26 protein-coding genes and 1 riboswitch are annotated in these 26,971 nt (G+C 57.0%); of the genes, 13 read left to right on the top strand and 13 right to left on the bottom strand.

Features of this window, described 5'->3' with window-relative positions:
- Window positions 1–128 precede the first annotated feature (128 nt).
- A complete protein-coding gene (gene tpx / locus ONV78_RS18340) occupies window positions 129–626 on the top strand; it encodes a thiol peroxidase (protein WP_216739548.1) in 498 nt (165 codons plus the stop codon).
- Window positions 627–694: 68 nt separating this feature from the next.
- On the opposite strand, the gene ONV78_RS18335 is transcribed toward tpx, so the two are convergent.
- The 4 genes from ONV78_RS18335 to ONV78_RS18320 form a co-directional block, all read right to left on the bottom strand.
- Window positions 695–1,375 carry a carboxylesterase gene (locus tag ONV78_RS18335; RefSeq protein WP_279505315.1) on the bottom strand — a complete coding sequence of 227 codons (681 nt, stop codon included), beginning with the start codon at window positions 1,373–1,375 and terminating at the stop codon, window positions 695–697.
- An 8-nt stretch (window positions 1,376–1,383) separates the two neighbouring features.
- Window positions 1,384–1,818: a GNAT family N-acetyltransferase gene (locus ONV78_RS18330; RefSeq protein ID WP_279505313.1), complete on the bottom strand. Its 435-nt coding sequence runs from the start codon at window positions 1,816–1,818 to the stop codon at window positions 1,384–1,386.
- A gap of 150 nt (window positions 1,819–1,968) precedes the next feature.
- Window positions 1,969–2,766 carry an ABC transporter permease gene (locus ONV78_RS18325; RefSeq protein ID WP_216739551.1) on the bottom strand — a complete coding sequence of 266 codons (798 nt, stop codon included), beginning with the start codon at window positions 2,764–2,766 and terminating at the stop codon, window positions 1,969–1,971.
- Window positions 2,767–2,788: 22 nt separating this feature from the next.
- Entirely contained in the window at window positions 2,789–3,412 is a 624-nt protein-coding gene (locus ONV78_RS18320) for an ATP-binding cassette domain-containing protein (RefSeq protein WP_279505311.1), read from the bottom strand.
- A 331-nt stretch (window positions 3,413–3,743) separates the two neighbouring features.
- Between ONV78_RS18320 and ONV78_RS18315 the strand changes: the two genes are divergently transcribed.
- Entirely contained in the window at window positions 3,744–4,805 is a 1,062-nt protein-coding gene (locus ONV78_RS18315; protein ID WP_279505310.1) for a DUF3524 domain-containing protein, read from the top strand.
- An 18-nt stretch (window positions 4,806–4,823) separates the two neighbouring features.
- Here the strand turns inward: ONV78_RS18315 and ONV78_RS18310 are convergent, their stop codons facing one another.
- Genes ONV78_RS18310 through thiB form a run of 3 tightly spaced genes read right to left on the bottom strand, consistent with a single transcriptional unit; the run spans window position 4,824 to window position 8,082 of the window.
- Window positions 4,824–5,441 (bottom strand): ATP-binding cassette domain-containing protein, encoded by a 618-nt coding sequence (locus ONV78_RS18310; RefSeq protein ID WP_279505308.1) that lies wholly within the window; start codon window positions 5,439–5,441, stop codon window positions 4,824–4,826.
- A complete protein-coding gene (locus tag ONV78_RS18305; RefSeq protein ID WP_279505306.1) occupies window positions 5,434–7,005 on the bottom strand; it encodes a thiamine/thiamine pyrophosphate ABC transporter permease ThiP in 1,572 nt (523 codons plus the stop codon). The genes ONV78_RS18310 and ONV78_RS18305 overlap by 8 nt, the downstream gene beginning before the upstream one ends.
- 60 nt (window positions 7,006–7,065) lie before the next feature.
- The gene (gene thiB / locus ONV78_RS18300) at window positions 7,066–8,082 is read right to left on the bottom strand and encodes a thiamine ABC transporter substrate binding subunit (protein ID WP_279505305.1); all 1,017 of its coding nucleotides are present in this window, start codon (window positions 8,080–8,082) and stop codon (window positions 7,066–7,068) included.
- A gap of 52 nt (window positions 8,083–8,134) precedes the next feature.
- Window positions 8,135–8,273, bottom strand: a riboswitch (TPP riboswitch).
- A gap of 117 nt (window positions 8,274–8,390) precedes the next feature.
- On the opposite strand from thiB, the gene ONV78_RS18295 reads away from it, so the two are divergent.
- From ONV78_RS18295 to ONV78_RS18285, 3 genes are all read left to right on the top strand, one after another.
- Window positions 8,391–8,951 carry a GNAT family protein gene (locus tag ONV78_RS18295; RefSeq protein WP_279505303.1) on the top strand — a complete coding sequence of 187 codons (561 nt, stop codon included), beginning with the start codon at window positions 8,391–8,393 and terminating at the stop codon, window positions 8,949–8,951.
- Window positions 8,952–9,015: 64 nt separating this feature from the next.
- The gene (locus ONV78_RS18290; protein WP_279505302.1) at window positions 9,016–9,840 is read left to right on the top strand and encodes a phosphotransferase; all 825 of its coding nucleotides are present in this window, start codon (window positions 9,016–9,018) and stop codon (window positions 9,838–9,840) included.
- Window positions 9,841–9,894: 54 nt separating this feature from the next.
- On the top strand, window positions 9,895–10,380 hold the full coding sequence (locus tag ONV78_RS18285) for a hypothetical protein (protein WP_279505301.1): 486 nt from the start codon (window positions 9,895–9,897) through the stop codon (window positions 10,378–10,380).
- Here the strand turns inward: ONV78_RS18285 and ONV78_RS18280 are convergent.
- Window positions 10,377–12,356, bottom strand: coding sequence for a sensor histidine kinase (locus ONV78_RS18280; RefSeq protein WP_279505299.1), 1,980 nt, complete (start codon window positions 12,354–12,356; stop codon window positions 10,377–10,379). The genes ONV78_RS18285 and ONV78_RS18280 overlap by 4 nt on opposite strands.
- A complete protein-coding gene (locus tag ONV78_RS18275; protein ID WP_279505297.1) occupies window positions 12,335–14,566 on the bottom strand; it encodes an EAL domain-containing protein in 2,232 nt (743 codons plus the stop codon). The genes ONV78_RS18280 and ONV78_RS18275 overlap by 22 nt, the downstream gene beginning before the upstream one ends.
- A gap of 252 nt (window positions 14,567–14,818) precedes the next feature.
- On the opposite strand from ONV78_RS18275, the gene ONV78_RS18270 reads away from it, so the two are divergent.
- Window positions 14,819–15,544: a glutathione S-transferase gene (locus ONV78_RS18270; RefSeq protein ID WP_279505296.1), complete on the top strand. Its 726-nt coding sequence runs from the start codon at window positions 14,819–14,821 to the stop codon at window positions 15,542–15,544.
- A gap of 4 nt (window positions 15,545–15,548) precedes the next feature.
- Here the strand turns inward: ONV78_RS18270 and ONV78_RS18265 are convergent, their stop codons facing one another.
- Window positions 15,549–16,097 carry an SRPBCC family protein gene (locus ONV78_RS18265; protein ID WP_279505295.1) on the bottom strand — a complete coding sequence of 183 codons (549 nt, stop codon included), beginning with the start codon at window positions 16,095–16,097 and terminating at the stop codon, window positions 15,549–15,551.
- A gap of 203 nt (window positions 16,098–16,300) precedes the next feature.
- On the opposite strand from ONV78_RS18265, the gene ONV78_RS18260 reads away from it, so the two are divergent.
- On the top strand, window positions 16,301–16,603 hold the full coding sequence (locus ONV78_RS18260; protein ID WP_279505293.1) for a hypothetical protein: 303 nt from the start codon (window positions 16,301–16,303) through the stop codon (window positions 16,601–16,603).
- Between the two features lie 94 nt (window positions 16,604–16,697).
- Here ONV78_RS18260 and ONV78_RS18255 read toward each other — a convergent pair whose 3' ends face one another.
- The gene (locus ONV78_RS18255) at window positions 16,698–17,429 is read right to left on the bottom strand and encodes a sulfite exporter TauE/SafE family protein (protein WP_279505291.1); all 732 of its coding nucleotides are present in this window, start codon (window positions 17,427–17,429) and stop codon (window positions 16,698–16,700) included.
- A 138-nt stretch (window positions 17,430–17,567) separates the two neighbouring features.
- On the opposite strand from ONV78_RS18255, the gene ONV78_RS18250 reads away from it, so the two are divergent.
- From ONV78_RS18250 to ONV78_RS18225, 6 genes are all read left to right on the top strand, one after another.
- Window positions 17,568–18,449, top strand: coding sequence for a LysR family transcriptional regulator (locus tag ONV78_RS18250; RefSeq protein WP_216739566.1), 882 nt, complete (start codon window positions 17,568–17,570; stop codon window positions 18,447–18,449).
- Between the two features lie 130 nt (window positions 18,450–18,579).
- Complete coding sequence (locus ONV78_RS18245; RefSeq protein WP_279505288.1) at window positions 18,580–19,203, top strand: response regulator; 624 nt, start codon at window positions 18,580–18,582, stop codon at window positions 19,201–19,203.
- A gap of 186 nt (window positions 19,204–19,389) precedes the next feature.
- Window positions 19,390–20,226 carry a hypothetical protein gene (locus ONV78_RS18240; protein WP_279505285.1) on the top strand — a complete coding sequence of 279 codons (837 nt, stop codon included), beginning with the start codon at window positions 19,390–19,392 and terminating at the stop codon, window positions 20,224–20,226.
- On the top strand, window positions 20,223–20,618 hold the full coding sequence (locus ONV78_RS18235) for a hypothetical protein (RefSeq protein WP_279505284.1): 396 nt from the start codon (window positions 20,223–20,225) through the stop codon (window positions 20,616–20,618). The genes ONV78_RS18240 and ONV78_RS18235 overlap by 4 nt, the downstream gene beginning before the upstream one ends.
- Before the next feature lie 145 nt (window positions 20,619–20,763).
- Window positions 20,764–23,481 (top strand): ABC transporter substrate-binding protein, encoded by a 2,718-nt coding sequence (locus tag ONV78_RS18230; protein WP_279505282.1) that lies wholly within the window; start codon window positions 20,764–20,766, stop codon window positions 23,479–23,481.
- An 86-nt stretch (window positions 23,482–23,567) separates the two neighbouring features.
- A complete protein-coding gene (locus ONV78_RS18225) occupies window positions 23,568–24,524 on the top strand; it encodes a hypothetical protein (protein WP_279505280.1) in 957 nt (318 codons plus the stop codon).
- A 90-nt stretch (window positions 24,525–24,614) separates the two neighbouring features.
- Here ONV78_RS18225 and tdh read toward each other — a convergent pair whose 3' ends face one another.
- A complete protein-coding gene (tdh, locus tag ONV78_RS18220) occupies window positions 24,615–25,643 on the bottom strand; it encodes an L-threonine 3-dehydrogenase (RefSeq protein ID WP_347815422.1) in 1,029 nt (342 codons plus the stop codon).
- 18 nt (window positions 25,644–25,661) lie between these two features.
- Window positions 25,662–26,864: a glycine C-acetyltransferase gene (locus ONV78_RS18215; protein WP_216739572.1), complete on the bottom strand. Its 1,203-nt coding sequence runs from the start codon at window positions 26,862–26,864 to the stop codon at window positions 25,662–25,664.
- Between the last annotated feature and the right edge of the window lie 107 nt (window positions 26,865–26,971).

The raw sequence follows: 26,971 nt of genomic DNA, 5'->3' as shown, positions 1-26,971 counted from the left end.
CCTGGGCGCTGCTTGCCAAGATTTCATCTCTCCGCAACGGGATTTGTGCTAGCTTTGTAAGCGGCCCTGCCTTCCCGCTGGATTCAGGGATTCCCGTTCAATTACTTACCTGTCGAAAAGGATAAAACATGGCTTCTATCACCTTAAAAGGCAATCCGGTTGAAACCAAAGGCGACCTGCCTGCCGTGGGCTCCAGCGCGCCGGATTTTACTCTGGTCAAACCTGACCTGTCCGAGGCGACGCTGAAGGATTACGCCGGCAAGCGTTTGGTGCTGAATATTTTCCCTAGTGTGGACACGCCTACTTGCGCCACGTCCGTTCGCAAGTTCAACGAGAAAGCAAGCAAGAAAGACAATACCGCTGTGCTGTGCGTTTCCGCCGACCTGCCATTCGCCATGGCGCGTTTCTGCGGCGCGGAAGGTTTGCAAAATGTGGATAACGGCTCTGTATTTCGCAATGCCGAGTTCGGTGATCGTTATGGTGTAACGGTGATGACCGGTCCTCTGAAAGGGCTGCTGTCACGGGCGGTTGTGGTTATCGACGAATCCGGCAAGGTGCTGCATAACGAGCAAGTGGCGGAAATCGCCGACGAGCCAGATTATGAAGCGGCGCTGGCTGCGCTCTAAGCGGCTGGTAAGGCGTGTGAACGCCTGAGGTAAACGAGACCGGCGCGTTTAGCGCGCCGGTTCAAAGATTAAGCCAGTACTTTCTGAATCCACGCCGAAATATCGTGGATCTCTTCCAGACACACACTGTGATCCATCGGGTAAGTGCTGTACTCCGGCGCATATCCCATTGTCTGCAGATGGCCGAGGGCGGCCCGTCCCAGACTCTCCGGCACGACAGAATCCACCGTTCCATGACAAATACGGATGGGAATGTCGCGGTTCGCCGGGTCAGGCTTCAGACTGGCGACGGTGGCCAGATACGTGGAAAGCCCCATCAGGCCCGCCAGTGGTTTAGGGTAGGTCAATGCGGTCTGATAGGCGACCGCTCCGCCCTGGGAAAATCCAGCTACGATAATGCGGCGACTGTCTATGCCGCGCTCGATCTCTCTGTCCACTAATGCGCGCACCGCGTTGGCGGATGCTTGTAAGTGCGCCTCGTCCACTTTGCGTTCGATGTTCATCTCCAGAATGTCATACCAGGCCGGCATGACGTAACCGCCATTGATCGTGACCGGGATAGATGGCGCATGGGGAAAGATGAAACGCACCGCCATGTCTTCGGGCAGACGCAGCTCCGGCACGATGGGGGCGAAGTCATTACCGTCGGCGCCGAGGCCGTGCAGCATGATGAAGGCGGCGTCCGCCGGTTTATTGGGTTCAATTTCAATGTGAGGCAGTAGTGCCTGAGTGGGGGCTAGGATAGTCACGTGATAGATTAACCGATGCTTTTTTCCAGGATGGATTGTTGTTTCATATGTTCGAAGCCAAGTTTGCCATAAAACTCCAGCGCTTCCAGCCGCACGGCATTGCAACGCACGCGCAGTCGTTCGCAGCCGCGCGCCTGCAGCCATTCAGCAGCCGCCATCACTAATTGTTTGCCCACGCTTAAACCGCGTCCGTTTTCGTCTACGACCAGACTGATAATCTCGCCGAAGCATCCTTCCGCCAGTCGAACGTCCATACTGGCTTGAATGCAGCCGACGGCGACGCCGTCTTTTTCTGCGATGAAGGTTTCGCCGCCTCGCTCGGCTATCAGGGCGATTCTATCTGACGCCTCCTGAGGTGAGACGGCGTAACCCAATTGCGTCATTAAATGGGAGATGGGAGTTGCGTCGGCGCAAGAGGCCGCTCTGATATCGATTGTCAGCATAGGCGTAGTCGGATTCGCTAGGTTGGAGTCTGGCCCGAGCCGGGCGTCTGACGGCTGGTTGTGCGTCTAATATAGCCTGAAACGGGAGCGTAAAGAACTGTGGCCGATCTTGGCTTTGAGCGATGACGTTCTGATGACAACGGGCGCGGCTCATTTCAACGCCAGCCGATCCAGGCGCAAACGGTGGCGCTCGTCGAACAGACGCCAGATGGCCAGGCGGTTGGCGATCCAGGTTCCAAAGCCGGTGGCGGCGACAATCATCAGAAATATCATGATCTGATAGGCGACGGCGGTTTCCGGCGGACTGCCCGCGAGAATCTGTCCCGTCATCATACCGGGAAGGCTCACGACGCCTGCGGTGGCCATGCCATTGATGGCCGGCGTCATACCCGCATGCAAGGCCTGTCGGCGTTGGTCCTGTATCGCTTCTTCGGCGGGTTCGCCGAGCATAAGGCGGCCTTCAATGAGATCTTTCTGGTTTCTGGCCCCGGCGGTGAGACGATCGAGGCACAGTGACACGCCGTTCAGGGTGTTGCCGAGAATCATGCCCAGCAAAGGAATGGCGTATTGCGGCTTATACCAGGGCTCCGGTTGGATGAGCGCCAGCAGGACAATCAAAATCATGGAATAGGAACTCGCCGTCATGGCGAACAGACCGATGCGGAAAGTCCAGCCTTCCGTAAATCTGTGTTCTTGTCGCGCGCCGACTTCCCGTCCCGCCATGGCGGCCATAAACAGGCAGACCATAAGCACCCAGGGCAGCGAAGTCTGGGCGAACAGAAACTTCAGCGCCATACCGATCAAGCTCAGTTGTATCGTCAGGCGCGCGACGCCGATCAGTATGCCTGAGCTGAGGTCCGGCGCCTGTCGCCAGTTGATCCAGGCCAGACTGCACACCAGCAGTGCGCATAAGCCCAGGTCCCAGATGCTTAAATGAATAATGCTCATCATGCAGCCTAAAATATGGCGCTTAAACTTGGAAAGTGGGAGTGAGTTCGCTCAGCTCTCTCACTTTATCGTCAATGATATTCCAGAAGCGATTGGCCAGACGCAGACATTGCTCCTGATCGTGGCTGACCAGACAGATCGCCCGGCCAGGCTCCGCCAGATAGGCGGTGAGCATCCGCTCGACGCGCTCACGATTACGATTGTCCAGATTGGCGCTCGGCTCATCCAGCAGCGCGACGGCAGGCTCGCGCGACAGGGTGCGGATCAGGCCCAGGCGTTGACGTTCGCCACTGGAGAGACGGCTCGCTTCCCAGCCCGCCACATCAGGATTGAAACCGGCTTTTTCGTACCAGGAAGGCGGCATGCCGGCGGGCATATGCTCTCCCACGGTAGGCAGCCACCAGCGGCATTCGCTGGGGGTGAGCATCACCCTGCGCCGCCACTCCGGCGCTGGAATCTGATCGCAGGCTTCTCCGCGCAGGAAACAGGTTCCAGAATGCGGGTCCAGATCGGCGATAGCCCGTAACAGCAGGCTTTTACCACAGCCGGAAGGGCCGCTCAGAGCGACGCAGTCACCCTCGTAAAGGTGATTGGAGAAAGGTTTGAGAGAGCCTATGGCTAGGTCTCTAAGCGACAACAGCGGCATTGCGTCAACCTGCTCACGTCCGTGAGTATCACGAAGGTCTGCTGAAAATCAGGCCAGGGGAAATTGTTCGCTTACAGCTTGCGGCGCCTCATTGGCGACGGGGTGGAAGTGCTCCGCTAGGGTCGCTTTTAATTGCGCCGCTCAATAAAAGTCTATCGCAAAATTCGTAGAACGCCCGTAAAACTTTGTGGAATGATGGGCGGTTTTTTTAGGCCATTTACAGACGTTTTCTAACTCCCTGATTGTTATTAACATGGCGATGATCATGACATGTTAATAAGCTGGTGTTGACACGTCGCGCGGCCGCCCACATCCAGAATACGGATCACTCATGAAAATACTGCTGCTATCCGCCTACGATGTAGACAGCCATAAACGTTGGCGACAAGGTTTGCTGAATGCGTTCCCTGAACACGATTGGGTTTCGCTCAGCCTGCCGCCTCGCTTCTTTCGCTGGCGCATTCGCGGGGCGCCGATCAGTTGGAGCCTGTATGAAGACGAAGCGCTGCGAGGGGCGTATGACCTGATCGTAGCCACTTCCATGGCGGACGTCGCCACCCTGCGCGGGCTGTATCCGAATCTGGCGGCGACGCCATTGCTGGTCTATTTTCACGAGAATCAACTGGCCTACCCCTGTTCCGGGGAACAGCACGACAGTATCGATCCGGCCATGGTGAATATCTACGCCGCACTGGCCGCCGACCGTGTGCTGTTCAACACGACGTTCAATCTGGAATCTTTTCTCGCCGGCCTGGAGAGTCTGATCGCCCGCTTGCCGGATGCAGTGGACGCAGAATTGTGTCGCCGCATTCGCGATAAAAGCCAAGTGATTCCCGTTCCATTGGAAGACGAACTACTGCGCTTTCCGCGGGAGGAAAACGGCGATCAGCCGTTGACCATAGCCTGGAATCATCGGGTGGAATACGACAAAGGCGTGGATGACTTGCTGATGATATTGCGGCGGCTGCGGGCGCGGACCCATGACTTTCAGCTCGTCTTGCTCGGACGTCGCTTCAGACAAGCGCCTCCCGCCTGGAGCCAACTGCAGGAAGAATTCGCTGCGCATCTGCTATTCGATGATTTCGCGGAAAGTCGCGAAGCCTACTGGCGCTGGCTGAGTCGCGCCCATGCGGCGCTATCCACTGCGCAGCATGAGTTTCAGGGACTGGCGATGATGGAGGCGGCGGCGCTCGGTTGCGCGCCAGTGACGCCGGATCGCCTGAGTTATCCTGAACTGTTTCCGCAGAGTCGCCGCTATCAGGATATTGATGAAGCCGTTGATTTGTTGCTGGACGCCCCATCCGCGAGCCCTTGCGATATGGGCGAGTACGCGTGGAGCGCGTTGCGCGGCGTTTATGCCGACGTGTTGAGCAAGACCGCGGATCGACGGTGATGGCTCACAAGAGATTGCCTAAACAGCGCCTGTCTCCGCGTTGTCGAGATGAATCGCGCGGTGCGCAAGCCGACTGACATCCTCGCTTTGATGAGTGACCATCAGCAGGGTTTTGCCGAATCGTTCCGCCATCGTGCGGGTCCACTCTGTCGCGAGGCGACGGGTGTCCGCATCCAGCTCTGAAAAGGGTTCGTCCAGTAGAATCAGCGGCTCTGGCCGCAGCATTGTGCGCAGCAAAGCGGCTCGCTGACGCTGTCCCCCTGAGAGGCGGCCGGGAAGTTTGTCCAACTGGTCGGCGATTCCCAAAGCCTGGGCCTGGTTGGGGATCTCAGACTGCATCGCAACGTCCACCCCCAGTTTCAAATTCGCCATGACAGTGAGGTGTTCGAACAGGTTGTAGTCCTGAAACAACATGGCGACCGGTCGCTGCTCCGGCGGCGTGTGGGTGAGGTCCTTGTCTTCCCACGACAGGTGTCCTGCTTCCAGCGTGACAAAGCCAGCGATGGCCTCCAGCAACGTGGATTTCCCCACGCCGCTGACACCTTGCAGGGCGATGATTTCCCCTTGGGCGACTTGCAGATCGTAATGCAGGGTGCGGGTGCCCCGTTTAATTTGAAGTGCGCGGATTTCAAGCATGACGGGGGGATTGTTTCTCCAGATAAAAAATCAGCAGGCCGCAGACGCCCAGGAACACCATGGAGGCCAGTGAGGCTTCGTCCAGGCGATAAGTGCTGGCGTAACCATAAATCAGCCAGGGCAGGGTAACGAAATCCTGGTTGCCGAAAATAGAGTAAATCGCCACGTCCCCCATGGCCAGCATACCGACAAAGGCGGCGGCGGTGCGAATGGCCGGCGCCATATAGCTCCACTCAATGCGTCGGCGCTCCCGGGAAGTCAGTTTCAAGGAAAGAGACAAGCGGTGGTATTGACTGTCGAAGTTCAATAGCGCGGGCTTCAGTTGCGATGCGGCGAAAGGAACGGTGATCAGCCCATTAATCGCCGCCACCAGCCAGATGCCCCAATGATCCAGGTCCAGGTGCGGCAATAGCAACACGAACAGTCCAACGGACAGCACCATAGCGGGCACCGCCAGGGAATGCGAGGTGAGCCAGTCCAGCCACAGCGCGGCGGGGGATTGTTGCATACGAGCGCGGCGATAGGGGCGCAGGGCGCTGTAGGCGAGGCTGATCGACAACACCGTCGAAACGACGCCCAGGCCAAGTGTGAACAGTAAGGGACGGCTTAGAGAACGCCAGAATTCCATATCCACGCCGCTATGGATTACCCGCGGCGTCAGCGCCAGCAGCGGCGCCAATAAAAACAGCCAGCCGCAGGCGTAGAGCAGGCGATACGCCAACTGTTCAAGACGCGTCGCCGGCGGACGCAGTTGCGCTGGCGCTGAGGCGGGACTGAGCCAGGACACTTTGCCGCAGAACGACACCAGCAGAAACGCGGAGCCGGCGATCAACAATTGTACCCAGGCCAGCGCCAGGGCTTCAGAGATATTGAAGTCGTATTTCAACGCCTGATAAATAGCCACTTCCAGGGTGGTGGCCTTGGGACCTCCGCCCAGCGCGAGCACTACGGCGAAGCTGTTGAAGCAAATGACGAAGATAAAACCCAGCAATAGCCAGGTAGCGCTGTGCGCCGCCGCCCATTCCAGGCGCCAGAAACGCTGCGCGCGGGTGAATTTGAGCTGGCGCGCCAGACGCCAGCTGGCGTCGGGAATGGACTGCAGACGCAAATACAGGGTGCGCACCGCAAAGGGTAGATTAAGGTAGATATGCGCGATCAGGATGCCGCTCAGGCCATACAGGTTCCAGTCGTCTCCCAATAATGGACTGAGACTGCCGGAGCGACCCAGCAGACTGATAATGCCGGTGATGACGATCAGCGTCGGCATCACGAAACAGAGCACGCACAGACTGAGAAACGCGCGCTTGTGCGTGCTGTCCTTGAGATAACTGAGCGCCAACGCCATCGGCCAGGCCAGGACGACCGACAACGCAGCGCTCAACGTCGCCTGCAACAGAGTGAAGCGCAGGATGGCGAGAAAGTAGGGATCGCTGAAATAGCTCCAGTCGAACTCGCTGCGATTGAACCCAATCAGGCCGCCGAAGGCCAGGGCCGTCGCGGCGGCGACCAAACCCAGGGCGGGCCAGCCGGCCCATTTGCCTGAGGTGAATGCGCTCAGCTTCATCAAAGTACAACCTGCATGGAAAAGCCGACCAGTTAAGACAACAAATAGAGATGGCGGCGCTTATTGAGCGACGGCGCTGCGCCATTCCTTGATCCATGTTTTACGGTTCGCCGCGATGTACTCCGGCGTTAACTCAATGGGCTTGGGCTGAATCAGCGTATCGAAAGCGCTGGGCAGTTTGACTCCCTTACGGACCGGCAGCATCCAGTTGGTCACCGGGATAACTTCCTGCGCTTCCTGAGAAATCAGAAATTCAAGGAAGCGATTGGCCAGCGCCTTCTTCTCGCTATTCGCCGCGATGGCGGCGACTTCCACTTGCATCACATGGCCTTCGCTGAACAGCGCCGCCTTGTATTGCGATTTGTCCTCCGCCACCTGGTGATAGGAGGGAGACGTGCTGTAGCTGAGTACGTAATCCGCGTCGCCTTCCAGGAACATACTGTAGGCTTCCCACCAGCCTTTGGTGACGGTGACGGTATGTTGCGCCAACTGTTTCCAGGCGTTTTCCGCCTGATCGCCATATGCGCTCTTCATCCACATCATCATGCCCTGTCCCGGCGTGCTGGTGCGCGGGTCCTGATAAATCACCGAGGCGGATGAGTTCACCAGCTCTTGCAGAGATTGCGCCGGTTGCTTGATTTTCTGGCTGTCGTAGATGAATGAGAAATAGCCGTAATCGAAAGGTACGAAGTCTTTATCGCTCCATTTCAGCACTGGCGTCAGGGAGTCGAAGGAGACCGAGTGCGGCTGCACCAGACCTTCTTTGCGGGTTTCTTCTATCAATCCGGTGTCCAGACCCAGCACCACATCCGCTTTGGCGTTCTTGCCTTCGATGCGCAGCCGGTTGAGAATGCTGACCCCGTCTTCCAGGGCGACGAATTTAAGATCGCACTGACAGGCGGCTTCGAAGCTTTTTTCCAGCGCGGGACCGGGTCCCCATTCGCTGATGAAGGAGTCGTAGGTGTAGACCGTCAGCTCTTCCGCCGCGCTGGCGCAGGTGGCGAAGGTCGCGATAGACGCGGCGATAAGCGTACGGGCGACGCGAGATACGGATGCAGTGTGAAACAGGTTGTACATGGAGGCTCCTCTAAACAGCGAGGCGCGGAAGCGGCGGCTTGATCCAGAAAGTGGATTAGCCGGCCTCATTTCCTACGCCAGCATTAACTGGATCAGGTTCTACGGGTACACTCTCAGCCTGACTGGCGCGCATTCATGCGCAATGGCGCGTCGAATAAACGCAGTGGAGTCAGGCGCCCCGATGAGACTGCCCGGATTCTAACCAAAAGCGATGGGACAATCTACGCGGACGCAGGATATTTTGCAGTGAGGAAACTCTGTCTGCGCTGGCGTAATGCGAGTAAACCTTAACAAGGAGTCAAGACAGGATGGCGTTTACAAAGATGGAAACCGAGCGTTTAACGCTGCGGGTGGTGAGTCCGGAAGACGGTCCGGCGCTCAACCAGACAATCATAGAATCTCTGGATCAGCTACAACCCTGGCTGGACTGGATGACGCCGCCGCCGAGCGTGGAGGAGACCGCCCGCTGGTGTCGGCAGGCATACGCTCGCTATCTGCTGGAGGAAGAAGTGAATCTGATGCTGCTGCGCAAGGAAGATGGCGCGTTGGCGGGAGTGTGCGGTTTGCGTAAGGCCAGCGCCGCTTTGCGTCATCATGAGGTGGGCTATTGGGGCTCGGCGCGCCTGCAAGGCGCCGGTTATATGACGGAGGGCGTAAAGGCGTTGGCGGAGTACGCGTTGCTTGAGTTGGCCGCCAGCCGGGTTTATCTGACCACGGACGAACGCAATCTCAGCAGTCGCAAACTGGCGGAGCGCGCAGGATTTCAGCTTGAAGGCGTGTTGCGCAACGAGCGCATGGATAACCAGGGACAGTTTCGTAACACCTGCGTGTACGCGAGAATTGCGGCGGGAAACTGGACTACCCATTAACCTGTCGCCTCTATAAACCTTTTACACCCATAAACCTTTCACACCCTTAAATAATGAGCACGGCATGAGCGATACCCCACAGTCACAAGAGCCCACACAACGCCCGTTTGTTGCGGAGCGGCTGCGGGCGGCTGACGCCTTTCTGGGGGCGAGGATGGACTGGCGACTCATGCTGGCGTCGGGTCACAGCAATATGTTGTTTCGAGCGCAAGGTCCGCAAGGCGATTTGGTGCTGCGTATCAACGCCAGCTCGTTACGCGCCTTTGGCGTTGACCGGCGACTTGAGGCGGATGTGCTGCGACTGATCCAGGGCGCTCGCTGGGCGCCGCGAGTGCTCTGTAACGCGTGGCGGGAAGGTTGGCTGTTGATGATGCATCATGGCGCCAGCCTGACCGAAGCCGGTGGTCAGGACGTCGCCTCGCAACAGACCGTCGAGCAGTTACTGGCGTTCGTCGCAGATCTGCAGCGCATCACGGAAAGTCCTGCATTCGATTATCAGGCCCTGATAGCGCTCTATCGACGTCGTCTTCAGGAGCGCGCCGCTGCGGCCGCGCATCAGGCTTGTCTGCAGCAACTGGAAGATGCGTTTTCCGCTATCCCCAACGATACAATGGCGCTGACCCACCATGATCTGCACTCAGGCAACCTGTGTCTGGATCAAGGACAGCTGATCGTGCTGGACTGGGAATATGCCGGCTTGGGCTGGCCCTGGCTGGACATGGCCTCGCTCCTGCAACACCACGACCTGGAAGCGGATGACCTATACGCCTTGCCCGTTTGCGCCAACTTGAGCGCAAAGGAAATCGAAAAACGACTGCATCTTGCCGCGCATATCAATCAACTCCTGGAACAACTTTGGTTTGCAGTGAGAGAAGAACAAACCGGGTGATTGATACTATTCTTTTGGAGTCTCGCCAAAGCAAACCGACCCACAGACTAAGACATGCCCAACAGCAAATACGGACACGTATTGTTCGATAGCCTGAATAGACTTAAGCGCATCAATTGGCTGGTGTCAGGTGATCCTGAAAGTCATGCGCAATGGATAGCCGAGTACTTGCGACGGGTTGCGGTGATGTCGAATGAGCTTGGACTGGATTTATCCTCGCCATTTTTTAAGCCGGTGAAAATTTTAGTGATAAGCGGCGATCAATCTGCTGATGCGATGGTGGAGTTCATGGCGATAGCGGAAGATGCTGACCTTGTTAAAAATGCTTACGTGCGACGCTCATGTGAATGCTACTTGGAGTGGAGCGAAGGAGTCGATGAAGGTCGAGACGTGGCTTTAGCCTACCCAGATATATTTGATCCGTTGATTAGTCTGATAGAGAGCGGCGGAAAGTTTGGTTTGCATCACGGGGAAATAATGGTTGGAAGCTCCGCAATCCCCCTGAATAACTGGAAGCGTTTCGCTGGATATCGGTTCTAATAAGTTATAGACGCATCACGAGTTCCAGTGTCGGCTTCTTTCTCTTCTTCTTTTTGTTTTTCATCGCGCTCTTCTGTGGCGGGCGCATGTAGCGGTAGTTCTATTTTGACGACGCAGCCGTGTCCGACGGCGCTGGAGATGTTGATGGTTCCGCCCAATACGTTGGTGACCAGTTGATGCGTCAGGTGCAGTCCCAGGCCGGTGCCGCCCTGGTTGCGTTTGGTGGTGAAGAAGGGGTCGAAGACTTTGGGCAGGATTTCCGGGGGGATGCCGGCGCCGTTGTCGCGCACTTCTATTTCCGCAATCTGATCATCGCGGCGCTGGGCGGTGAGCCAGACTCTGCCTTGCGGCATATCTTGAAATGCATGTTTCATGGCGTTGTTGACCAGATTTTCCAGCACTTGGCTCAAAGCGCCGGGGTAACTGTCCAGCTCCAGCCCGGCGTCGATGTCCGTCACCAGTTGGTGCTCTCTTTTGTGAATGCGCAGCCAAGTGGTCAGCAGCATGTCCTCAATCAGTCCTTTCAGCGAGAATACCCTGCGTTCGGCTCCGGCGCGGTCCGTGGCGAGCTGTTTAAAGCTATGCACCAGTTGCGCCGAGCGATTGAGGTTGCTGAGGATGATGGCGGAGCCTTGTTCGAAGCGGGTGAAGTAGTCGTTCATATCGGAGCGGCGCAGGCCGCGTGCGAAGGCTTCTTTCAATTCTTCCGCTTGTCGTTGCATGGAAGACAGCGTTACCAGCGAGGCGCCGATGGGGGTGTTCAGTTCATGGGCCACACCGGCCACCATCATTCCCAGGGATGACAGCTTTTCCGCCCGCACCAGCTCGTCCTGAGTGTGCATCAAATTATCCAGCGACTCCTGCAGCAGAGTGTTGGAATGCTCCAGCTCGCCGCTGCGTGCGCTCAGCTGCGCGTTAAGCGAGTCTCTTAAGGCGTCGGCTCTGGCGATGCGGATGGCGACGATAAACAGAATCACCCAAAGCCCGATGATCACCCCCAGTGTGGTCGCAAGCGCCTCCCGCTGCAGCGCGGAGACGGCGGCAGGGTCTACATTCACCACCAGTTTCCAGTATTGATCATCCTTATTCTGGTTTGAGGTGGGCGAGAACGTGGTGAACAGCCAGAGGCCATCGTCATCCGTAAAAGTGCCGTAGTTGGCGTTGGCGATGCGTTCCCAGCCCCCAGGATGGCGAACGCCAAAGCGCTGCTTCGTGCGTTTGAACATGAACCCCCATTCTTCTTTGGGATTATCGCTCAACAGCCAGTAGCCATCGGAATTCAGCAAGTGCAGACGCAGGCTGGCGGGCAAGTGTAAGTTGCGCAAGGCCTGCAGCATCAGATTGGCTTTGTAGTTCAACACCACCAGGCCGTTATGCTCGCCCTGATCATTGTGAATGGGCGTCACTGCGCGTAGCACGGGGTTATGGGGAATCTGGATGGAGCCGTGTTCGACATTAAGGTCCAGCGGAGAAAAGTAAATTTCATCCGGCTTCAACGCCATGCCGGAGGTGAAATAGTAGCGTTGGCTTTTTTTCTGCAACTGTTCGTCAGGAATGCGTATCGCCTGAGCGCCGAACATTTCTACGCGCACTAATTCACCGCCGTCTGGACCCAGCCAGCGAACCTGGTCGTAAATGCCGGATGCCTCGGAAAAGTCCTGCAACAAGGTTTCTGCGCTTTGTTTGTTCTCTGGCGTAGCGTTGCGAATGGCTTTATTGTGCGCCAGAAAGCGAATATCTGTGGCCAGATCGCCGAAGTTTCTGGCCATGGTCTCGTAGGCGGAGCTGAGTGAACCGGAGGCGCTTTCCTGCAGGGGGGACAGCTTGTTATCCAACAGGTAGTCATACAAAAAGAATGAAAGCGCCAGCAGCAGCAGGCTCCAGGGCGCGATCAAATTCAGCAGGCGTTTGCGGATGTGGTATAGGGATGGTTCCTGAATGGTCATGGGTTGCGTCAGCGTCGTTGAGCCAGCCATTGCAGCAGGTCATCCACCTCCATCGGACGGGCGTAGAGATAGCCCTGCACGCTCTTACAGCCGTTGTCGAGAAGCCATTGCGCCTGCTCCTTGGTTTCCACTCCCTCGGCGATAATGTCGAGATTGAAGCTTTCCCCCAGTCGGATAATGGTTTTTGCGATCGCGGCGGCGCCTTGATCGGTGGTGACCTTATCAATGAACGACTTATCGATCTTCAATCTGTCCACCGCAAGGCGACTCAGGTAGGCGAGAGAAGAGAAGCCTGTGCCGAAGTCGTCAATGGCCACGGCGACGCCAATTTCCCGCAGACGCTCCAGCTTATCCCGCACCAGTGAGAAGTTATGCATGACCGTGGATTCGGTGATTTCGACCTCGATTTGCTGGGGTCTGATTCCTACCGCCTCGGCGCTGCGGATGAGGGTGTCCACCATGTCGTCCTGTTCGAACTGGATAACCGAATAGTTCACGCCAATGCGGAGGTCGCGATAACCGGCATCCTGCAAGCGGTGACAGGCGGCGCAGCCCTGGGTGAGTATCTGTTGCCCCAGGGGCAGAATGAGTCCGGTGGTTTCCGCCAGAGAAATAAATTGATCCGGCCGAATATGCGTGCCGTCTTCCAGGCGCCAGCGCGCCAGGACTTCCACCCCGGTGACCTGATTGGTTTCAAGATCGATCTGAGGCTGCAGGACGGCGTAGATGCTCTGTTGGGTCAAAGCGTCCTGGAGCGCCTGTAGCAAGTGGAAGCGACTGGCGGCGGCGGCTTCGGTTTCCGGGTCGTAAGTGGTGTGCTGGCGGATGCCGCGTTTTTTCGCCTGCTTCAGAGCGATGCCCGCGCGGGTGATGACTTCCGGCGGCGAACTGTCAGGATGATTGAGCGGATAGATCACCGAGCTGATGTTAAGCAGCTTTAAGCTTTTTTCGCTCACGGTAAGTCCATCGAACAAACCGTCCAGGTTGTCGACAGAGACGTCTTCGACGTTTCCCAACACCGCGAATAGATCATCCTTGACCCGGGACACCTGAACGGTTCCTTTGAAGGCGCTCTTGAGCCGGCTGGACACCAGTTTCAAAACCGAGTCGCCGTAACGGGCGCCCAATGCTGTGTTGATGCTGGCGAAGCCGTCTATATCCACCAGCATCAGCTGATACTGGTTTCGATCCGTGCGCGAGAGTATTTGGCTTAGCCTGCGCAGCAAGGCATTACGGTTGGGAATGCGCAGAGTATCGTCTTCGTAGGCCAGGCGCTCCAACCGGTTGAACAAGGAAACGTTTTGCAAGCCGTTGGCGATGTTCAGGCTGAATACGCGGATCAGCTCCTGTTCGGTGGAGTCGAGCGGATGGCCCGTCTCAATGTAGGCCGCGTAATCGGCGGCGCCGATGGGGTCGAGAAAGAACAGGCAAGTGAAGTCTTTCTCATGGATGGACTTGCGGGCCTGCAGGCATTGGTTCAGATGCTCCCGCACCTTGGGCGCTTCAAACTCCATCAGGGTTTTGCCGATGCAGTTGGAGTATATTCCCGCGGCGCCGATGATGTAGCTTTCGCGACTTTCAGGCTTGGTCGTCGTATACGCCTTTGCGCACACCAGCCCGTCAGGAGGCAGTCCCAGAAGTTTGGCCAGCTCCGCCAGCATGCGTGCGGAGAATTCCTGCAGGTTTTTGGCGGAGTAAACGGAGTCGCTGGACTCGGCGATCAACTGTAATCCCCGCTTCGCCCGCGCGATTTCCCGAATCTGAATGTAAGAACGTGCGCAGCCGGTCATTACCGTTTGCAGACGGGTGTCGGTCAGCTCGGACTTGGTCCAATAATCATTGATGTCGTATTCCTTCATGACGTCCAGCATGGGCGCCATGCCGGGCTGTCCGGTCAGCAGCACCAGCCGTATTTCCGCATTGCCGAGCACTTCCCGGATGGCGCGCACGAGGCGGAGGCCTGCGTCGTCGGTCTCCATCACCACGTCCACCAGAGCAATGGCGATGTCAGCGTGTTCTGAGAGTAGTTTGGAGGCTTCTGCGTAACTGTAGGCGCGTAGTATTTGAAGGGGGCGGTCCAGGACTTTCAGACCGGCGAGTGCGAACTCCGTGGAGCGCTGGTAGTTGAAATCGTCATCGACGGTGAGCACTTTCCAGGCTTCTCGCGTGATGTGCTCGGGCGTCTCCGGCTCATCCTGCGCGAAGCTGATGACATCGTCATCCATCGGCGTGGTTTCCATAATATCCTTCCGTTCTAAGAACCCCTGTCAACTGGTTCCGACCTTGTCAACGTTTTGGCTGGAAGGCGCATCATTCAAGGGATGCGCGCGAGGGACAGCCTTGAAAAAAGCGGTTATTTTGAAGATAGAAGCGCGGAGAGTTACTGTCAATAAAGGATGTGACAGAGTCTTATAATTTAATCCACGCGCCTTATATTCAAACTATTTGCCGCGTATTCTAAATACGGTTTTTCTATCTTGGTGGATTAACGCATGATCATTCTTTATCAGTTCCCTATTTCCCATTTCTGTGAAAAAGCGCGATGGTCGCTCGACTATAAAGGGCTGGAATATAAGGTGAAAAACCTGATGCCGGGGGCGCACATCAAAGCCATCAAAAAGCTGGCGGATAAGTCCACGGTGCCGGTCATTGAGCATGATGGAAAAATTGTGCAGGGCTCAGCGGAAATCATTAACTATCTTGATGGCCTGTCCTCGGACAGACCTTTGACGCCGGTGGAGCCGGGAGCAAGGTCCGCCGCTCTGGAGTGGGAAAAGTATCTGGATAGAGAGATTGGCGTTTCCATCCGCTGCTATTGCTACCACTATTTATTGACGCGTCCGGATCAGGTGGTTCCCATGCTGGCGCACCACGGGCCCTGGTACGGCAAGTGGCTGTTGCGTCTAGGCTTTGGCAAGTTAAGCAAAATTATGCGCAAGCACATGCGCATTAATGATGAAACGGCGGCGGACGCATTAAATCGCATCCGGGCGGCGCTGGCCCGTATCAATGAACGCGTGGGGACCGACGGTTATCTGGTGGGGGATTATTTCACCCGGGCGGATCTGACGGCGGCCTCATTGCTGACTCCGTTTCTGCAGCCGGAATCCTTCGATATTCCGTGGCCGCAAGACCCGCCGCCGGCGTTGGCGCAGACCGTCAAAGAGCTGGAGCCGCAGCTGGAATGGGCGCGGCGCATCTACGCCCGTTATCGTTAAATCATCAACTGGCGGCGCCTGGGTTCTCTATGCGCCGCTTCAGGCTTTGCAGTCCTTCTTCGTACATGGGCGCCAACAGCCTTTCCAGCATCAGGCCGATGTAGCGGTTGAACAGGTTGAAGCCGTGCTCGGTGTCGAAGCCCCAAGTCACTCTCACGCCACTGTCGGCAGGCTGCAGGCGGTAAAACGCGGAAGCCTGGCCGTTATCGCCAAAGTCCAGCGCGACTTGAATCTCCTCCGCCTCTTTGACGGCGATAATCTCCTGATAGCCCTGACCCACTTTCGGGTCGTCGCTGCGCCAGCTCATCTTGGCTCCTACGCCGGATTGCGGACCTGAAAACTGATACTGGGCGTTGGGGTCCAGCTTGGCCCAGGGCGACCAGTCATTAAAGTTGCGGTAGCTATTGAGGAAATCAAACACCTGCCGCTGCGGCGCGTTAATCACCACACTGCGTTCGACATGAGTGGAGTCCGGTAGAAAAAATCCGGCGACAATGACCAATACAACGACGCCAAGCAGGATTTGCCCAGTGGATTTAAGCGCTTTCTTCATGGAGGCTTTCTCAATTTATTGATTATCAGGTGACGGCGATGGGATTCGCCCACTGCGAATGTAGCCTCAGGCGCAGGCTTTGCCAAGATGACGGGAGGAAGATGAAGTCCCGCGGATAAATATTCGGTTTTTCATTCAGTTAAGGTTCACGTTAGCTGGCTTATCGTAACAACCGTGATCGATAAACCTGCGAGGAATTAAAAATGAAAAAGTTACCGATGTTGATATTGACCCTGGGACTGGCGATCGCCGGCGCATCCACCTCAGCGATGGCCCACGACGGCGGACGTCATGACGGTAAGCGTTACGATAACCACCACAACCACGGTCATCACGACAACCGTCGTCATCGTGGCGGACATCATAAGCATCATAACCGTCACCACCACCGTCATCATCGTTATTACAAACATCATGACGGCCGTAGATGGGATAATCGTTACAGCTACTATAATCATCGCCGCTACAACGATGACGGCATTGTCGTAGTCTTTCCCATCAAATAAACATTGCGGATAGCCAATCGAGGTCCGGAGACGCAGCGGCTACAGCGCTGACTCCGGGCGCTCCGAACGGGTCTTGAACCGACCCCGGCGGCGTTCAGCCGAACGCCAGCATCTTGACCGCGGCGATCGCCGCCATGCCCCGTATCAACCACTTAAACTGGTTGATGTTCAACTTTCTCAGCAGCCAATAGCCTACCCATGATCCGACCAGTAACCCGGGCAATCCCGCCAGGCTGCGCAGGGCGATGTCCTCGTTGAGAAATCCCGCTGCGATCAGCAACGGCACTTTGGCGCTGTTCAGGATCATGAACGCCCAGGCGCGAGTGCCCACATAAGCTTCCTTGGACAGGCGCTGCTCCATCAGATACAGGCTGAGCAGAGGACCTGCGGCGTTCGCCGTCATGGTGACGAACCCGGACAGCAGTCCCATGGCCTGGGTGGCCGCCGGATGGCGCATGACGGCGGAGGGGCGATAATCCAGCCAAAGCCCCAGCGCCAGAATCAATACAATCATGACGCCCAGCAACAGCGTGAACTGTTCTGGATTGATGCTGGAGAGCAACCAGATTCCCAGACCGATGCCGATTAACGCCAATGGCAACAGGCGCAGAACGATAGGCCAGGAGGCGTGGCGGCCATAGCTTTTCACCGCCAGAATATCCGTGGCGATGTACATGGGAATCAGAATCCCCAGCGCTTCCGGGCCGGGATAGGCGATAGCGATAATCGGCAGAATGAGCAGCCCCATGCCGCCAATGGAGAACTTGGAGAAGCCGGTGATAAACCCGGCGGCGAGAATGCAGAAGAATGCGGTATCAAAGTCCATACAACCCCCTCAGATCTTGACGGGGCAAGCTTACTCCGTTATATGACCGTAAAATAACGATATATATCGCTCAAGTTGATCGGTATTGTCGATTGTTGTGGTCGTTGATTTTGATGGAAGCTTCAGGGGAGGGCGAGCATGACGAATGAGCAGTTACGCGCATTTGTTGGCGTGGTGGAGCATGGCAGTTTCCGGGCTGCTGCGGCGGCTCTGTTTAAAACCCAATCTACGGTCAGTGCGGCGGTGGCGGCGCTGGAGCAGGAGTTCGATTTACAGTTGTTCAGTCGCGAGACCTATCGACCGACGCTGACCATTGAAGGCAAGGCGTTGTTCCGGGAAGCCAAGGCGCTACTTTCCAAAGCCCATGATCTGGAGATGCTGGGGCATCGTCTGGCGCAGGGCAAAGCGCCGGAGCTGTCCATTTCCCTGAGCGCCATGTGCGCGCACTTGCCGGGATTGGACACCTTGAAAGCATTCGCCAAAAAGCGACCCGAGATGCGCCTGCATTTACATACGGAGCATTTGTCTGGAGTGCTGGAGCAACTGCTGGTTGAGAAAGCGGAAGTGGCCATCGGTCCCCAGGTTGGGCTGGATGATCGCTATGAATTTACCGAGGTGGCGAAAGTCACCCAGGTTACGGTTGCGGCGCCGGGGTTCGTCGAAGCAGGCGCGGACGGCGTGGTGCGCCATGCGCAGTTACGCAATCTGCCGCATATTCTGATCGCCGACAGCGGCTCGCTGGCCCCCTTTGATCACGTCAATGTGATTCCCGGCGGCCATCGCTGGTATGTGAATGACTTTCTGATGAAGAAGGGGCTGCTTCTCTCCGGAATGGGCTGGGCGCGGATTCCGCTGCATATGGTGGACGCCGAACTGGAGCGCGAAGAACTGAGGTTCCTGCAGGTGGAGAACTTTCCTTCGCGCAGTCTGGTCCCCATCTATCTCATACGGTTGCGCAATCAGTTGTTATCGCCGCTGGCGCAGGAATTCTGGGATGAAATGTTGGGCGCTTCGCTTTGACATTACCCTCACTCTGTCCAATAGTTATCAATTAACTGAGGGCGCTTCGTATTGGATGGCGCTTTGGGGGCGGCGACGATAACAATAAGGTTCCATCCGTGTTTTTCTGCTTGGGATAAGCAAAAACGCCATGAAAGATACGTGCGTATATATCATCGAAGATGACCAGATGCAGGCGGATCTGCTGTCGGCTATTCTGGAATCCTACGGTTACCAGTCCAAAGCCTACGGCAATCCCAAAGCGTTTTTATCCGAGTTCAGCAATGATCACCACTGCGTGATTCTCTCCGACATCATGATGCCGGACATGACAGGCCTGGACTTGCTGAACCGAATGTCCGAAACCGGCTACCTGCCGCCGTTGATATTAATGACGGCGTATTCCACGGTGCCGGTGGTGAAAGAAGCGCTGCAGGGCGGCGCCTTCGATTTTCTGCTCAAACCTATCAGCATCACCGACGTAGGCCCCCTGCTGGAAAAGGCGGTGGCCCATGAAAAGCTGCACCGCGAACGTTATATGAAACGTCTCGACATCCAGCGCTCTATTTCGCAACTGACCGCCCGTGAGAAGCAGATTTACGACCTGCTGTTGCAGGGGCTCAGCACCAAGGAGATGGAGGCTAAACTGTTCATCAGCCCCCGCACCATTGAGACGCACTGCCGCAATGTACTGGCGAAATTCGACGTCTCCTCTATCAAGGACCTGCTGGTCAAAGTGTTGCCCTTGGCGGCGGAGGAGAACAGCGTCAACTGACTAAGTTCACTCACGAACCTGTTGATCCTCTGATTTAATGCTTCCCCCTTAATGCCACACCTTCAGCGGATTTGTTATCACTTCTCCGTAGTACTACTGAGAACGGCTCTGATATTTCAGTAAGCGTACGAATCCTCTTGCACGGACAAACTGATTAATCTGTGCACATAACGTTCAGGAGGATTTATGTCAGCAAATCGAGTAGTTTCCCTGGTCGCCTCTAATGCGCCACAAGACGAGCTGGAACGCAGCAGGCAAAAGAACGCCGAGTTGGAGCAAAGTCTGGCCAGTGTGAACCAAATGGCGATGGGGCTGTTACGCTCCAACAGCTTCCTGGGCGGTATGATTGAGTTTTTCGAGCGCTGTTCGGAAGTTCGTGAGCCTTCTGAAATTGGTCTGGCGATGGAGAATGCGCTGAGCGGCTATCAAGTGCCTTACGTATTCATCCTCAACCTGCCGGAGCAACATTATGTGTTCGGCGGCAAAAACTATGTCACCAATTTGCAGTTTGACGTGATCACCACGTTGACGCTGCAACGTGAACGCATTGTTAATTTCGATCAATATTCCCTGATCAATTTCCCGTATTTCTCTATTTGTCTGACCATGACGGCGGAGGAGAAAGAGGCCCATCTGGATAATCTTACCCGGCTGGCGCAAGTGGCGAATTTCGTCCTCTCCAATCTGGTGCGGGAGTCTCAGGAGAAGATGGTGCGCCAAGGCATCATGCAACGGGCGATAAGACGTACAGAGGCGTTGCTGGACAACATCATGAAGATGGTGCTGGATTGCGGCGCACACTCTATCCAAAGTTTTTCCGATCTGAAGTGGACCATCCAAAGCTCCATCATGGGGCTGGACCTGGACATCGAGTCGGAGCAAAGCATTTTCAACATCGTTGACCAACTGATGGAGCAGTTTGAGCACCAACAGGCCTCCACGCGAATTATCGAGAACTACATCCTTTCGGTGAAGGAAAGTCTGGCGCAGCTCAGCGATAGTGGAGCTGGAGAATTGAAATGAACGCAGAGAAGATTATGGCTTTTGATGAAGGGGACTTCGCTGCGGATGTCGTCAGAAACAAGTTTCTGGAGCATCTCGCCGATAGCATGTCACTAATCAGTTCCAGCGGCTCCCGACTGCATTGCGCCAGTCTGATGGAGACCTCCCGTATGATTGCGATGATGCGGGACATCGCCAGCGGCATCGTCGCTACGGCGGAAAGCCAGGGGCTGCCTACCATCGCGGAATGTGGTCTGGAATTGCAGCGCTGGTGTCGGCTGGCGCTGCATAACGAAGATCTGGAGGTCATGCGCTGCCTGATCCCTCAGATCAAGGAGGCGGGATACGAGCTGGCCCGTGAAGCGGAGCGGCTGTGCGTAAACCAGAAATGGAAATCCAGCCGCAGAGATTGATCCCTCCGCCGCAGCGTTCGCGCTGCGGCTATTCCCTGTCTATACTCCCTAGCATTCATTTCTATTTCTTTGTCCAGCCAGTTATTTCCAGGCGCCGGACACGAACCTGAAGCAGTAGTTCAGCAGTTTGCGACTCGGGGAGTCTATGAAGGTTTGTCCCATTTGCAGTACGGATTTTCCCCAGGGCGATTACTGTCCCGCCGATGGGGCCACATTGGTGGATAAGCAGCGCCGCGACCCGCTTATCGGCAAAATGCTGAAGGACATGTATCGCATCGAATCCCGCCTGGCGGAAGGCGGCATGAGTCTGGTCTATGTAGCGCGCCAGTTATCCTTGGACCGTCTGGTGGTGGTTAAACTGCTGCGGGCGGGCATGGACGATCATGACTTTATCCAGCTGTTTTTCCGCGAAGCGCGCATCGCCAGTCAATTGAATCATCCCAACGTCATGCATGTGATCGACTTCGGCAACACCGACGACGGCATGATGTATCTGGTGGTGGAGTATCTGCGCGGAGAGAACCTGTCCGATCTGGTGGAAAAGCGCAGCGGGCTGCCGCTGGAAAACGTGGTGTGGCTGCTGGAGCAGATCGGCGCCGGGTTGCAGGCTGCGCATCAGATGAACATCGTGCACCGGGATTTGAAGCCTGGCAACATCATTGTCGCGCGGGTGTCCGGCGACCATTCCGTCGCCAAGCTGCTGGATTTCGGCATCAGCAAGCCGCTGGGAGAAGGGGATCTTAAATACACCCGTTTGGGCATGGTGATGGGCACCCCGGGTTATCTGGCGCCGGAGCAGATTGAAGGCGCGCGCAATATCGACAAACGCGCTGATATCTACGCCCTGGGCGCGATTCTTTATTACTGCATCACTGGCGAACGCCCTTACACCGGCGAAAACCCCCAGGACATCATGAACCGGCAATGCGCCGGACCGCCGCCGGCGCTGCGGGAAAACCGCTTGACCGACGCTCGCAATAAAGCTTTGGAGCCGGTGATTCTGAAGGCCATGGCGTTAAGCCCGGATGGTCGCTATCCAGACGCCCAGGCGATGGTGCGGGACATCCAGAACCGCGCTCACGCCGCCATTGCGGAATACTCCAAGGCCATGGAGATGGCTCCGCCGAATCCAGACGTCTATCAATTCATTTTCTATGGCGAAATTCGCGGCGACGTGGAGTTGCAGGACACCCAGGAAAAACTGAAAGCGGCGCTGGGATTGAGCGATGCGGCCTGCGCCCGCTTGTTCAGCGGTAAGCGGGTGGTGGTGAAGAAGAATCTCAGTCTGGGCAAGGCGAAAAAGTACGACGAGGCGTTTCAGGCCGCCGGCGCTTTAGGGCAGATCGAGGAAATGGATACCGCCACCCGCATCGATCCGGCGCACAGCATGGATGAACGCTCCATGAGCCAGCCCATTGTGGTGGCCGCCTCCACGTTGGCGGAGCCCATGCATCTGGGTTCGCAACCGCCCCCGTTCGGCGTGCAGGGGTATACACATCCCGTTGCGCCGACGCTGGATGATGAGACCACTACCGTGGTGGCCCCGGGAACGCTTCCTACGATGGGAACCGGCATGGCGACGGCTGCTGGCCAGAGCGCCAGACGTCGCATGCCGCTTTGGCTGGGGCTGAGTGCGCTGATCTTGATCCTGGTTGGCGTGGGTTACGCCGTTCCCGTGGTGCGCTACAGCGTGGCGGACGGATATGCGGAGTTAACCGGCTGGCAGGCGCCGCGCGGCGTCAGTGAGAACCGGGTAGCGCTGGGAATGAGCGCGGCCTTTAGCGGCGGCGCCAGAGAGCTGGGTCGCGCCATGCAGTTGGGCGTTGACGTGCGCATTCGCGAAATTAACGAGCAGGGCGGCATCCACGGACGCTATATCGAACTGCGCGCCTTAGACGACGGCTACGAACCTGCGGCGGCGCACCAGAACGTCGAGAAATTTATGCAGCCGGACGGCGTATTCGCCATGTTGGGCAATGTGGGAACGCCCACGGCGGAAACGATATTGCCGGTTGCCCTGAAGGATAGAACCATCGTGTTCGGCACCTTCTCCGGCGCAGCCCTGCTGCGGAAAAGTCCGCCAGAGCGATACGTGTTCAACTATCGCGCCAGTTACGAAGATGAAACCAACGCCCTGATTCGCTACTTCATCGAGGAACAGGACGTCGACCCCAGAATGATCGCCGTGTTCTACCAGGACGACGGCTACGGCCAGGATGGTTTGAAAGGGGTGGAGGATGCGCTGTCGGATTACGGCGTGCGTCCCCATGAAATCGCCAAATTCAGCTATCAGCGCAATACGGCGCAGATTGAGGGCGCGGCCCAGGGCATGTTGGGTCGCCTGAGCGAGATACAGGCGGTGGTGGCCATCAGCACCTACACCGCCAGCGCGCGTTTGACCAAACGTCTGCGTCAGGCTGGATTCACCGGGCCTTTCGCCAATGTCTCCTTTGTCGGGGCGCGAGCGCTGGCGGAGCAGTTCAAAGAGTTAGGCGTGGAATACGGCGAGGGCGTGGTGGTGTCTCAGGTAGTGCCGCCATTTGATTCCTACGCCACTGGCGTGCTGCGCTACCGGGAGGCCTTGAGCCGTTTCTATCCCAATGAGCAGCCGGACTTTATTTCTCTGGAAGGCTACATTGTGGCGACCTTGTTTTTCCATGCGTTGGAGCGGGCGGGTCGGCACTTCGATACCGAATCACTGGTGGACACGCTGGAGTCGTTTGACGGCGTGGACTTGGGCATTGGGGAGACGATCACTTTCCGCGCCTCGGATCACCAGGGCAGTCATCGGGTATGGGGAACCCAGTTGAATCGCGATGGAGCGTTTGAGGCGGTCAGGCTCAGTAAGAAAGAAACGCTGTAGCCGGGCCATTCCGACATCATCTCTGCGGCGTCCGATGCGGCTGGATGAAGGATGCGCCAGACCGGGCCGCGCGCTGTGGACTCAGCATGAGGCGAAGCGAAATGAGCGGCGTGACAGCGAAATCTCTACTGGTCGCCATGGGACTCTATTGCAGTCTGTGCGCGACCTCCGTAACGGCGGTGGAAGTTCAGCAAAACCAGTTGTACGAAGGCGGAACCCTGATTGAGTCCGGCTCACTGGGCCTGTCGTTCAAGGTTCCTGACGGCTGGCAGGGCGTCTGGCCGGCGGGATCGGAACTTTTTGTACTGGAATCCCAGGCGCTGAAAGCCAATATCTTCGTGTACATCGACCAGTCCGGCGAGCAGGCGCTGATGCAACAGATGGCGCAACCGGTGCCGTTGGACGCTTCCGTCGTCCTGTATCCCAAAAGCGCGCCGCAAAAACGCAATGGTCGTCTGACGGCGGATTACAGCATCGGCAATATGCCTAACATGGAAGGCCGTATCAGCGCCGTCACCGGCAAAGGCTCCACCTCCGTGGCGTTGATCGCGGTCGCGGATCAGAGCACCGCCGCGCAGGTCTGGAAAGTGGCTGAGACCGTGGCCTCCTCGGTTAAATTCTCCGCGCCGAAACCTTTGGCGCAAGGCGGGGGCGACGGCGGCTGGAGCACCTACATGCGGGGGCGTCATATCGTGCGCTATTACACCGGCTCCGGTTACCACGAAGAAGAACACATCTGGTTATGCAGCAATGGTGAGTTCTATCGCTCCGGCAACAGCGGGGGCTATGGCGGTGGAGCCAGCGGCGCCACTGGCAGTCAGGGCTCTGGCAGATGGGAGGCGCAGGGCTCAATGAACGCTCAGGGCCGATTAATTCTGCAATACGGCCCCGGCTACAGCATGCAGGGCAGCACGCCGGGCTTTGACTGGAATGAATCCGGCCCAGGTGGAGAACGCGTCACTTTTACGCTGGCGCTGGCCAATAACAAGCTGTATCTGGATGGAACCCAGTGGCTGCGGGATGGCAATAATCGCTGTCAGTAAGTCAGAGTAAGGAGAGGGATAGGGAAGAAGAGGGGTAACAAAGAACAAGAGGGAGCGACGTGGTCGCTCCCTGGGCCGAGACGGAAAAACTCAGTCTGACCAGTTCAGAATGACTTTACCGGATTGGCCGCTGCGCATGGCGTCAAAACCCTGTTCGTAGTCGGCGTACTCGAAACGGTGGGTGATGATCGGTTCAATGTCCAATCCCGCCTCCAGCATCGCCAGCATCTTGTACCAGGTCTCGAACATTTCGCGGCCGTAGATACCTTTGACCTGTAGCGCCTTGAGCACGATCTTACTGAGATCCAGCTCCGCCGGCTTGGACGGCAGACCCAGCAGGGAAATACGACCGCCCATCATCATCACATCCAGCATATCGTTGAGGGCGGAAGGAATGCCGCTCATTTCCAGGCCCACATCGAAGCCTTCCTTCATTTTTAGTCGTCCCATGACGTCGCGCAGAGACTCCCGTTGCGCGTTCACCGGCTCCACATCCGCGACTTTGGCCGCCAGCTCCAGGCGGTAGTCATTGATGTCAGTGATCACCACTTTGTGGGCGCCTGCGAATCTCGCTACGGCGGCGGCCATGATGCCGATAGGTCCGGCGCCGGTGATGAGCACGTCCTCGCCCACCAGATCATAAGCCAGGGCCGCATGGACGGCGTTGCCCAGCGGGTCCAGTATCGCGCCAAGCTCCAGACTCACTGCGTCCGGCAGGGGCACGACGTTGAACGCAGGCAGGCAAAGGTACTCGGCGAAAGCGCCGGGCAGGTTAACACCGATGCCTTTGGTGTCCGGCGCCAGGTGAAAACGTCCTGCGCGGGCGTTGCGGCTGAGCATCCCCACCACGTGACCTTCTCCTGACACGCGCTGTCCGATATGCAGGCCGTCCACGTGACTGCCGAGTTCCACAATCTCACCGCTGTATTCATGGCCGGTGGTCAGAGGGACGGGGACGTTGTTGCGCGCCCAGTCGTCCCAGTTGTAAATGTGGATGTCGGTGCCGCAGATCGCGGTGCGCTTGATCTTGATGATCACATCGTTGGGCCCGCATTCGGGAACCTGCTGCTCCTGCAGCCAGAGTCCGGGAGCAGATTGTGCTTTGACCAACGCCTTCATGGTTGACGACTGCATGGTTCAGCCTCCAATAACCCCAAGTTGTTGACCGACGCGGGTAAAGGCGGCGACCGCCTGCTCCAGTTGTTCGCGGGTCAGCGCCGCGTTCATCTGGGTGCGGATGCGCGCCTGACCTTGCGGCACCACCGGATAGAAGAATCCAGTGACGTATACCCCTTGCTCGTACAACGCTTTCGCAAAGTCCTGCGCCAGCTTGGCGTCTCCCAGCATGACCGGGATGATGGCGTGTTCGCCGGGTAGCAGTTTGAAGCCGGCTTCGCTCAGGCTGTTACGGAAAAACGCAGCGTGTTCGCGCAGGTTGTCGCGCAGATGGTCGCCGGCGATGGAAATTTCCAGGGCTTTCAGGCTGCCTGCGACGACAGGCGGGGGAAGGGAGTTGGAGAACAGATAGGGGCGGGCGCGTTGGCGGAGCAGTTCGATAATATCGCGGCTCGCTGCAATAAAGCCGCCGGCTGCGCCGCCGAGGGCTTTACCCAGCGTGCCGGTAATAATGTCCACTTCCACGCCGTTGTAGGCGGCGCTGCCTTTGCCCTGGGGGCCGATGACGCCGGTGGCGTGACAGTCGTCCACCATCACCAGGGCGTCGTATTTACGCGCAATGGCGACAATATCCTTCAGCGGCGCGATATAGCCGTCCATGGAGAAGACGCCGTCGGTGGCCACCAGAATATTGCGGGCGCCATCGGCGCGAGCCTGCTTCAGCTGGGCTTCCAGATCGTTCAGGTCGCGGTTGCCGAAACGGTAGCGTTTGGCTTTGCACAGACGGATGCCGTCGATGATGGAGGCATGGTTCAGGGAGTCGGAGACGATAGCGTCTTCGGCGCTCAGTAACGGCTCGAACAGGCCGCCATTGGCGTCGAAGCAGGCGGCGAACAGGATGCTGTCCTCCATTCCCAGGAACTCTGCGATTTTGTGCTCCAGCTCTTTGTGCAGCGTTTGCGTGCCGCAGATAAAGCGCACGGAAGCCATGCCGAAACCGTATTTGTCGAGCGCTTCATGCGCCGCTGCGATGACTTCCGGGTTGTCCGCCAAGCCCAGATAATTGTTCGCGCAAAGATTGAGAATTTGTTTATCGCCAGCTTCTCCGGCGAGTTTGACGGCGGCCGCTTGTGGAGTGTCGATCACCCGTTCCTTTTTAAACAGGCCGGCTTTTTCAATCTCATCAAGGGTTTGCTGTAATTGTTGTTGGAAAGTCTGGTTCATTGGAATTTTCCCTTATATCGGACGTGTTTCCTGTATAGTGGAAAAATGATTGCAAAGCAATAGGGAAAATTATACCCAGCCCCCTGAATCAGGGCCATGGCGGCCTC

The organism is Hahella sp. CR1 (genome assembly GCF_029813005.1).
GTDB lineage: Bacteria > Pseudomonadota > Gammaproteobacteria > Pseudomonadales > Oleiphilaceae > Hahella.
This window is presented reverse-complemented; position numbering and strand designations above follow the sequence as displayed.

What these genes read in the sequence shown, in the direction of transcription:
- tpx (WP_216739548.1), top strand. Translation starts at nt 129, where the DNA reads ATGGCTTCTATCACCTTAAAAGGCAATCCGGTTGAAACCAAAGGCGAC.
- ONV78_RS18330 (WP_279505313.1), bottom strand. Translation starts at nt 1,818, where the DNA reads ATGCTGACAATCGATATCAGAGCGGCCTCTTGCGCCGACGCAACTCCC.
- ONV78_RS18325 (WP_216739551.1), bottom strand. Translation starts at nt 2,766, where the DNA reads ATGAGCATTATTCATTTAAGCATCTGGGACCTGGGCTTATGCGCACTG.
- ONV78_RS18320 (WP_279505311.1), bottom strand. Translation starts at nt 3,412, where the DNA reads ATGCCGCTGTTGTCGCTTAGAGACCTAGCCATAGGCTCTCTCAAACCT.
- ONV78_RS18315 (WP_279505310.1), top strand. Translation starts at nt 3,744, where the DNA reads ATGAAAATACTGCTGCTATCCGCCTACGATGTAGACAGCCATAAACGT.
- ONV78_RS18310 (WP_279505308.1), bottom strand. Translation starts at nt 5,441, where the DNA reads ATGCTTGAAATCCGCGCACTTCAAATTAAACGGGGCACCCGCACCCTG.
- ONV78_RS18305 (WP_279505306.1), bottom strand. Translation starts at nt 7,005, where the DNA reads ATGAAGCTGAGCGCATTCACCTCAGGCAAATGGGCCGGCTGGCCCGCC.
- thiB (WP_279505305.1), bottom strand. Translation starts at nt 8,082, where the DNA reads ATGTACAACCTGTTTCACACTGCATCCGTATCTCGCGTCGCCCGTACG.
- ONV78_RS18295 (WP_279505303.1), top strand. Translation starts at nt 8,391, where the DNA reads ATGGCGTTTACAAAGATGGAAACCGAGCGTTTAACGCTGCGGGTGGTG.
- ONV78_RS18290 (WP_279505302.1), top strand. Translation starts at nt 9,016, where the DNA reads ATGAGCGATACCCCACAGTCACAAGAGCCCACACAACGCCCGTTTGTT.
- ONV78_RS18285 (WP_279505301.1), top strand. Translation starts at nt 9,895, where the DNA reads ATGCCCAACAGCAAATACGGACACGTATTGTTCGATAGCCTGAATAGA.
- ONV78_RS18280 (WP_279505299.1), bottom strand. Translation starts at nt 12,356, where the DNA reads ATGGCTGGCTCAACGACGCTGACGCAACCCATGACCATTCAGGAACCA.
- ONV78_RS18275 (WP_279505297.1), bottom strand. Translation starts at nt 14,566, where the DNA reads ATGGAAACCACGCCGATGGATGACGATGTCATCAGCTTCGCGCAGGAT.
- ONV78_RS18270 (WP_279505296.1), top strand. Translation starts at nt 14,819, where the DNA reads ATGATCATTCTTTATCAGTTCCCTATTTCCCATTTCTGTGAAAAAGCG.
- ONV78_RS18265 (WP_279505295.1), bottom strand. Translation starts at nt 16,097, where the DNA reads ATGAAGAAAGCGCTTAAATCCACTGGGCAAATCCTGCTTGGCGTCGTT.
- ONV78_RS18260 (WP_279505293.1), top strand. Translation starts at nt 16,301, where the DNA reads ATGAAAAAGTTACCGATGTTGATATTGACCCTGGGACTGGCGATCGCC.
- ONV78_RS18255 (WP_279505291.1), bottom strand. Translation starts at nt 17,429, where the DNA reads ATGGACTTTGATACCGCATTCTTCTGCATTCTCGCCGCCGGGTTTATC.
- ONV78_RS18250 (WP_216739566.1), top strand. Translation starts at nt 17,568, where the DNA reads ATGACGAATGAGCAGTTACGCGCATTTGTTGGCGTGGTGGAGCATGGC.
- ONV78_RS18245 (WP_279505288.1), top strand. Translation starts at nt 18,580, where the DNA reads ATGAAAGATACGTGCGTATATATCATCGAAGATGACCAGATGCAGGCG.
- ONV78_RS18240 (WP_279505285.1), top strand. Translation starts at nt 19,390, where the DNA reads ATGTCAGCAAATCGAGTAGTTTCCCTGGTCGCCTCTAATGCGCCACAA.
- ONV78_RS18235 (WP_279505284.1), top strand. Translation starts at nt 20,223, where the DNA reads ATGAACGCAGAGAAGATTATGGCTTTTGATGAAGGGGACTTCGCTGCG.
- ONV78_RS18230 (WP_279505282.1), top strand. Translation starts at nt 20,764, where the DNA reads ATGAAGGTTTGTCCCATTTGCAGTACGGATTTTCCCCAGGGCGATTAC.
- ONV78_RS18225 (WP_279505280.1), top strand. Translation starts at nt 23,568, where the DNA reads ATGAGGCGAAGCGAAATGAGCGGCGTGACAGCGAAATCTCTACTGGTC.
- tdh (WP_347815422.1), bottom strand. Translation starts at nt 25,643, where the DNA reads ATGAAGGCGTTGGTCAAAGCACAATCTGCTCCCGGACTCTGGCTGCAG.
- ONV78_RS18215 (WP_216739572.1), bottom strand. Translation starts at nt 26,864, where the DNA reads ATGAACCAGACTTTCCAACAACAATTACAGCAAACCCTTGATGAGATT.